The following is a 550-nucleotide window of genomic DNA, read 5'->3' as shown; positions in this document are numbered from 1 at the left end:
CGCAGGCGGGCGAACTTGCCGCTGTCTTCCGCCTTCCAGGCCGCGTCGCCCAACCACTGCGATGGATGATTGCATATCTGTTTGAAGCGCATCAGGAAGCTCAGCACGACACCCTTGCGGCCGATGCCTTCGGCGTCCTCAAGCGCGGCGGCCAGATCCTTCACCGCACGCTGATAAAGTGCCGCCTGGCTCGGGCTCAGGTGGCACCAGGCCTTGAGTTCGGTCTTGTCCGGAAGGTCGTCGATTACGCGCTTGTCGGTCTTCAGGCGGCGCAGGATGTAGGGCCGTACGAGCGTTCGCAGCGGACCGAAGTGCTCGGCCTTCGCCAGCCGCCTGGTAAAGTTGGCAAAGACTTTGTCTGAGCCCAGTAAACCGGGGTGGGTGAAATCGAAAATGGACCACAGATCGGACAGGCGGTTTTCCACGGGGGTTCCGGTCAGCGCGATGCGCGATTGTGCCTGGAGCTGCTTGACCTGCCGCGTTTGCTTGGCGCCGGGATTCTTGATCGCCTGCGCTTCGTCGATAACGGCAACGCGCCATTGGATGGCCC

The 550-nt window shown here is 62.4% G+C and carries 1 protein-coding gene; it reads right to left on the bottom strand.

Annotated elements, in window-relative coordinates; all coding sequences use genetic code 11:
* Window positions 1–550, bottom strand: a 550-nt coding sequence (locus CF70_RS38155) for a DEAD/DEAH box helicase (protein ID WP_235185145.1), incomplete at both ends; no start/stop codon positions are given.

The sequence above is a fragment of the Cupriavidus sp. SK-3 genome, assembly GCF_000611145.1.
In the GTDB taxonomy this organism is placed as follows: domain Bacteria; phylum Pseudomonadota; class Gammaproteobacteria; order Burkholderiales; family Burkholderiaceae; genus Cupriavidus.
This window is presented reverse-complemented; position numbering and strand designations above follow the sequence as displayed.